6 protein-coding genes are annotated in these 6,234 nt (G+C 61.3%); all 6 read right to left on the reverse strand.

The features are described from left to right. Positions 1 to 2: 2 nt before the first annotated feature. Positions 3 to 443, reverse strand: coding sequence for a hypothetical protein (locus A39O_RS0127630; RefSeq protein WP_020507900.1), 441 nt, complete (start codon positions 441 to 443; stop codon positions 3 to 5). Positions 444 to 772: 329 nt separating this feature from the next. Continuing rightward, positions 773 to 1,489: a M48 family metallopeptidase gene (locus A39O_RS0127635; RefSeq protein ID WP_020507901.1), complete on the reverse strand. Its 717-nt coding sequence runs from the start codon at positions 1,487 to 1,489 to the stop codon at positions 773 to 775. Continuing rightward, on the reverse strand, positions 1,489 to 4,611 hold the full coding sequence (locus A39O_RS0127640; RefSeq protein WP_020507902.1) for a type I restriction endonuclease subunit R: 3,123 nt from the start codon (positions 4,609 to 4,611) through the stop codon (positions 1,489 to 1,491). Before A39O_RS0127640 ends, A39O_RS0127635 begins: the two co-directional genes overlap by 1 nt. Beyond that, the gene (locus tag A39O_RS0127645) at positions 4,611 to 5,084 is read right to left on the reverse strand and encodes a DUF3368 domain-containing protein (protein WP_020507903.1); all 474 of its coding nucleotides are present in this window, start codon (positions 5,082 to 5,084) and stop codon (positions 4,611 to 4,613) included. Before A39O_RS0127645 ends, A39O_RS0127640 begins: the two co-directional genes overlap by 1 nt. Further along, positions 5,081 to 5,341 carry a UPF0175 family protein gene (locus A39O_RS0127650; protein ID WP_020507904.1) on the reverse strand — a complete coding sequence of 87 codons (261 nt, stop codon included), beginning with the start codon at positions 5,339 to 5,341 and terminating at the stop codon, positions 5,081 to 5,083. Before A39O_RS0127650 ends, A39O_RS0127645 begins: the two co-directional genes overlap by 4 nt. 357 nt (positions 5,342 to 5,698) lie before the next feature. Continuing rightward, positions 5,699 to 5,929, reverse strand: a complete 231-nt coding sequence (locus A39O_RS0127655) for a hypothetical protein (protein ID WP_020507905.1) — start codon at positions 5,927 to 5,929, stop codon at positions 5,699 to 5,701. Between the last annotated feature and the right edge of the window lie 305 nt (positions 5,930 to 6,234).

The raw sequence follows: 6,234 nt of genomic DNA on the forward strand, positions 1-6,234 counted from the left end.
GCTCAGGCCGCCCCTGGTTCGGCCGGCTGATCCGCGGCGACCGGCGGCGACGCGGCCTGCGCGGCCACTGGCGCGGGCGCGGGCCGCGCCGCTGGTTCGCCGTTCGCGGCGATCCGTTCGAGGGAGCGGGCGATGGACGACAGCGGGCTCGTGAAGTCCGGCAAGGGCACCAGGGCAAGCAGCAGCCCGGCGATCCAGAAGGCGTGGTTGTGGGTGAAGAGCGCCAGGAGCCCCAGCACCGCGACGATCTGAAACTGCATCTTCTGGCCGCGATGCGCCATCTGCTCGGGCAGCGCATGGAGCTTGAAGTACAAGACACCGACGCCGATCATGGCGAGGAACACGAAGACGGCCATGACCACGAGCAGCACGTCGGTCTCCCCCGGCGCCACCACGAAGGGGGGTAAATCATGGATCGCGGCCGGATGCAGCGGCTCCGCCATCGGTGAATCTCCTGCTTGGATGGGGTTGAGGTCAGTCGCCTGGCGGCGGGCGCGGAGTCGTCTCCGGCGTTTATATAGCCTTCTCACCTGATATCCAGACAGACCCTTGGTGTAGGGGCGGGTTTGAAACCCGCCCCTACGTCCGGTTATAGCGTTCGCACCTGATATCCAGACAAACCTTTGTGTAGGGGCGGGTTTGAAACCCGCCCCTACGTCCGGTTATCACGTGCGACGGCTATAGTACGGGTCTGATCAGGATACATGCAAAACAGCGTCAGTTCGGGGTGATGGCGGACTCGTCACGAGGAGTGCGGAAAACATCCCAGGCGTCAATACCCCCACTCCTCATGCGCCAGCGGCAGGCTGTTCAATAGGTCCCGATACTGGGCCCACTGCGGCATGTTGTTGTCCAGCAGCGTCTTGAACCGCTCATTGTGATGGCGCTCCAGCAGGTGCGTCAGCTCATGGGCCACGATGTACTCAAGGCACTGCACCGGCTTCTTGGCCAGTTCGGTGTTGAGCCGGATCGCACGCGAATCGGGGTTGCAACTGCCCCAGCGGGTCTTCATGCGCTGGACGAACACCCTTCCCGCCTGCACCCCAAGGATGGCTTCCCACCGCGCGATCAGTCCGGTCGCGGCCTCCTTCAGTTGCCGGCGATACCACCCGGCAATGATGGCCTGCCGCTTCTCCTCGCTGGTGCCGGGCCGGACCCGTAGCACCAGGGTGCCGGGAGTGAGCGCCACGGTCGGGGCGCTCTCCTCCTCGATCACCTTGAGTAGGTAACGCGTGCCCCAGAGGAAGTGGCTCTCGCGATCGAGGAACTCGCGCGGCGTCTCCCGCGCCTGCTCCCGCAGCTTGCGCTGTTGCTGCTTGATCCAGGCGAGCTTGGAGACGGCGAAGATGCGCAGAGTGTCCAGGTCCATGCGCGACGGCGCGGCGATCCGGACCTTGCCGTCCGGCGGATAGACGCTGAGGTGGATATGTTTGATGTCCTTGAAGACGACATCCACCGCAATGTCGCCCAAGTGAAACCCAGCGGCCATCAGTATTCGGTCTGCGCCTTGATGATCAGAAAGAGCCGCTCGACCTCGGCCGCGTCCTGCAACAGACCGTAGAGCGCCGACTTGATGACCAGCTCGCGGGCCTGAACACCTCGCCAACCATCGGGCCGAACGGTCCTGACCAGGGCATCGATCTTGAGCGCCAGGTCCAGGGCCGAACCGCCGGAGACGACGTAGGCCTCGGGCTCTTCGTCGATGGTCGCCGCAGCAGCTGGTCCTCTGCTGGATGGCTTCAGGTTGTTGTAGAGGGCGCGCTTGCCGGGAGTGTCGAGCGCCGCGGGCGTGTCCGGCGGCTGACCGGCCGCCACCCGCTGCGCCAACGCGGCGATGCGCTTCAGGTACTCCTCATACTCAATGGCCTTCGCCTTACGTAGCTCGATGATCTCCTGCAACTGCGCCGACATCGTCGCGTAGAAGGCCGGGTCGGTCAGATGCTCCTTGATGATCTTGCGGCGGACGTTGTTCTCGATGGTCTCGGCGACCGCGTTCTTGTTGCCCTTCAGGCGGCCGAGCTGCGCGGCGATGGCCTCGGCGATGCCGGTCTTCACGATCAGTTCCAGGAGGCCCAGGTGGTCGAAGGGCGAGATGGTCCGCGGCTCATCGGCCTCGATATAGGTGTCGATGAGGTGGCGCATGTCGGCCTCGTAAGGCTTGAGGTCGAGGCTCTCGCCGCTGGCCTTGCGGACGATCTCGCGGACGTTCAGATAGTGGTCGAGGCTCCGCTTGAGACGGGCGATGTCGGCGCCGCTGTAGCCGGCGGCCTCCAGTTCGTCGGCGATGTTGGCATAGGCGCGCACCAGGGCGACGGTCGCCTTGTAGAACGCGGCCCGCCGCGGCTCCCGTTCCTGCAGATCCGACGGAACCTCGGTGTTACCGCAGAAATAGTGGATGTGCTCCAGCTCGCCCTGCGGCGGCTGCACCGGCTCGCACAGGAGGGCCAGGGCTTCGAGCGCATCACCCAGTCGCTCCCTGCCCTTCTTGAGCCGGTCCTGCAGCAGCACCGCGGGGTCCGCCCCGCCCGCGCTGTGGTCCAGCTCGGAGGTGTAGACCGCGATGGCGTTCTCCACCTTCTTGAAGAGATCCTTGTAGTCGACGATATAACCGAAGTCCTTGTCGTCGCCGTCGAGCCGGTTGGTGCGGCAAATGGCCTGGAACAGGCCGTGGTCCTGCATGGACTTATCGATATAGAGATAGGTGCAGGGCGGCGCATCGAAGCCGGTGAGGAGCTTGTCAACGACCACCAGCAGCTTCATGGTGGCCGGCTCCTTGGTGAACAGCGCTTTGGCCCATGCCTCGTAAGTCTCGGTCTTGGTCATGCCCGGTTTGGCATCGACGCCCTTCAGCAGGTCGGAATAGGTGTTGTAGATGAACTGCCGGTCGGTCTCGGTATTGGCGCCGGTCTCCTCCTGGGTCACATCCTTGGCCTGCGGGTTATACGAAGTCACCACCGCGCACTGGCCCTTCAGCGGCGTCTGCTGAAAAAGCGTGAAATACTTGCACGCCTCATAGATGCTGGAGGCAACCAGGATGGCGTTACCGCGCCGGCTCGACAGGCGCGGCTTCACGCTGAAGTCGAAGAGGATATCGTTCAACACGCGGTCCATGCGCGACCTGGAGCTGAGCACGCGCTGCATGGTGCCCCACTGCCGCTTCAGCTCCTCCTTCTGCCAGTCGTTCAGCCCCTTGGTCTTGGCCGCGAACCAGGCGTCGATCTTGTCCTTGGAGCCGAGCCGCTGGTCGATGTCCCGCGCCTCGTAGACCAGGTCGAGCACCACGGCGTCCTCCACCGCCTCGCTGAACTTATAGGTATGGATGTAGCCGCCGAACACCTCCAGACTGGTCGCCTTGTCCTTCTTCAGCAGCGGCGTGCCGGTGAAACCGATGAAGACCGCGTTGGGCATCATCGCCTTCATCACCCGGTTGAGCTTGCCGCTCTGGGTGCGATGGCACTCGTCGACGAAGACGAAGACCTCGCCCACGGTTTGGCTCGGCTGGCCTTCCAGGTCCGCGATGAAAGCGTCGAAGTCATCGACGTCGCGGCGGCCGAACTTGTGAACGAGGCTGCACAGCAGGCGCGGCTTGGCCTGGCCGAGCTGGTGCATCAGGTCGCGCCCGCTGTAGGTGCGATAGATGGTCTCGCCGGCCTCGGTGAAGACGCCCTCGATCTGCGCGTCCAATTCGTCCCGGTCGGTGATGATAACCACCCGGGCGTTGGGATTGTTCTCCAGAATCCAGCGGGCGAGCAGCACCATGACGATGCTCTTGCCGCTGCCCTGGGTGTGCCAGATGATGCCGCCCTGGCGCCGCCGCACGAAAGGTTGCCCGGCCTTGATGCCGAAGTATTGGTGCACGCGGGGCAGTTTCTTGATGCCCCCGTCGAACAGCACGAAATCATGCATCAGTTCGATCAGGCGGCGCTTCTCGCACAGTTTCAGCAGGTACTTGTCGAGCTTGAAGCGGCTGTCGTCCGCCTCGTCCTCCTTCCACTGAAGGAAATAGGTCTCCGGCGTGCCCGTGGTGCCGTATTTCAGCCCCTCCGAATCACTGCCGGCGAAGACGAACTGCACCGTGCTGTAGAACCAGGCGTTGAACTCGGGCTGCTGGTTCGAGAGGCTCTGCCGGATGCCATCACCGATGGACACCCGGCTGTTCTTCAGCTCCAGGGTCCCGATGGCGAGACCGTTCACGTAGATCACCCCGTCCGGCCGCCGCTCCTGGTTGCCTTTGAGCGTCACCTCCTCGGCGATGGCGAAGTCGTTCTTCTCGGGCGTGTGCCAATCGATGAGGTCGACGGTCTCCGTAACCTTGTCCGCCGCGGTCTTCACCGGCACGCCATAGCGCAGCAGCTTATAGACCGCCTGGTTGTTACCGTACAGCGTGCGGTTGGGGTTGCCCGCCTCGGTCCGCAGCTTGTGCAGCGCCACGGCGATCTGGGCCTGAGCATAGCCGCGCCTGATCAGCCAGTCCGACAGCAGCCCCTCCTCGATGTTGCTGTTGCCGACGCGGTCGGTCCAGTCGCCCAGGCAGCGATAGCCCAACTCGTCGCGGAAGAGGGCGATGACGCGGTTCTGGGTGGCGCGTTCGGGTTGGCCGACGGTCGTCATCATTCACCTGCCTTGTCTAAAAAGGAGCGACAAACCGCGTCTGAGTACCAGCGCCCTTTTGCGACCAACTCCTCCATCAAAGGCTTTACTTGCTCAATATAGCCATTTTCCTTGGCCCTCAGCAGGATCGATAGCGTTCTGATCGCGGTCAAACCGGCGTTGTTCGCGAGTCTGTAGCCCAGATTTTCGTCGATGACTACAAAGTCGGCGTTGATCTCTTTAGCCAGAATAATCGTCTCTGCTTCGCCCGAGTCAAGCTGGGTCAGCAAGAATTCCTTGTACAAATGACCCTGAATTGACTGAACCTCGATATAGGCGCAATCGATCTGATCGTAACCAAAGCCGGCCTTTGCTTTGATTTCGTGATAAACCGCTTCGGCGATGATGATTCGCCCAAACAATCTTTCGAGGATGTCTAGGCGTCCAATGGCAGCCAGCGAAATGATCGGAGTCGTGTTCGCGACGACGATCATGGCAGCTTAGCGACATCTGCGAAAATCTCGCTCATCTCCTGCTCGCCGTAGTCGAAAATAGCCTCCTTTTCCAGTTTCATTCGCTCGATGAAATCCAGCTTGCTGCAACCAGCCAATTCGGCCGCCTTGCCCAAGGATAGCTTGCTTTTCCGATACCACATCAAGGCTGAAAGAAAGCGCATGTCCTGTGCGAACTCATCGGCATTTTCTTTCAGAGACAACAAGATATCGTCGTTGACGGAAAATGAAATATTCATGGCTTCACCCTGGATTGACGGTTGATATTCTCGTTCCCACGCTCCAGCGTGGGAATGCCGTCTGGCCGCTCCAGCGGCCCGTATAACGAGGCGGGACGCTGGAGCGTCCGGACTTGCTCCCACGCTGGAGCGTGGGAGCCAGAGTAGGTTGTTTTCCTTCTCGTTCCCACGCTTCAGCGTGGGAATGCCGTCTGGCCGCTCCAGCGGCCCGTGACGAGCAGTGACACTGCTTGCTCCCACGCTGGAATGAGAGAGCGAGAAAAAGAAGATAAGAATTCTCTCACAAAGGCAAAAAGCCACAAAGAAGAATAGGAATGATTACGCCAAGGCGCCAAGCTCGCCAAGGAAGACAAGCGATCACTTGAGGCACTCCCAATCACCCTCGTCGACGATCGGCGCTACCAGATCACCTAGAGTGCGCCCCTTGCCGGCGATCTCCGGATGGGGGCGCCGTCGTTTCTGTTCCGGCAGGGACTCGTCATCGATGATGAGTGCGATCAGCTCGACGCGGTGATTGACGAACGACTCAGGTAGCTCAATGATCACACGCCGGGTCGTCACGTCGATAAATTGTCGTTGAACTTGCATGAAATTCACCCTATCGGTTCAGTATAGGTGAAGGTTCACTAACAAGTTACTCATTCTAGCTCAGGCGGCCTCTGTCTGGTGGCGGCCATTGATGCGCATTTGGAGTTCAAGGCTTCAGCCTTGGCCGATCCAAGGCTGAAGCCTTGGGCTCCAGTCGGCCGACGCCTCGGCTGGCCTGGACCATGAGCAAGGCCGCCATTCACTTGAAAAACCGAGATCCTCCTGCGACCATTGGCGCTGGTTGGTTGGACAGCAGATACGACGATGAACGAATTTGCCGGTTACGAGGCCACCCATGAGGAGAC

It is taken from the genome of Lamprocystis purpurea DSM 4197, assembly GCF_000379525.1.
Taxonomy (GTDB): domain Bacteria; phylum Pseudomonadota; class Gammaproteobacteria; order Chromatiales; family Chromatiaceae; genus Thiodictyon; species Thiodictyon purpureum.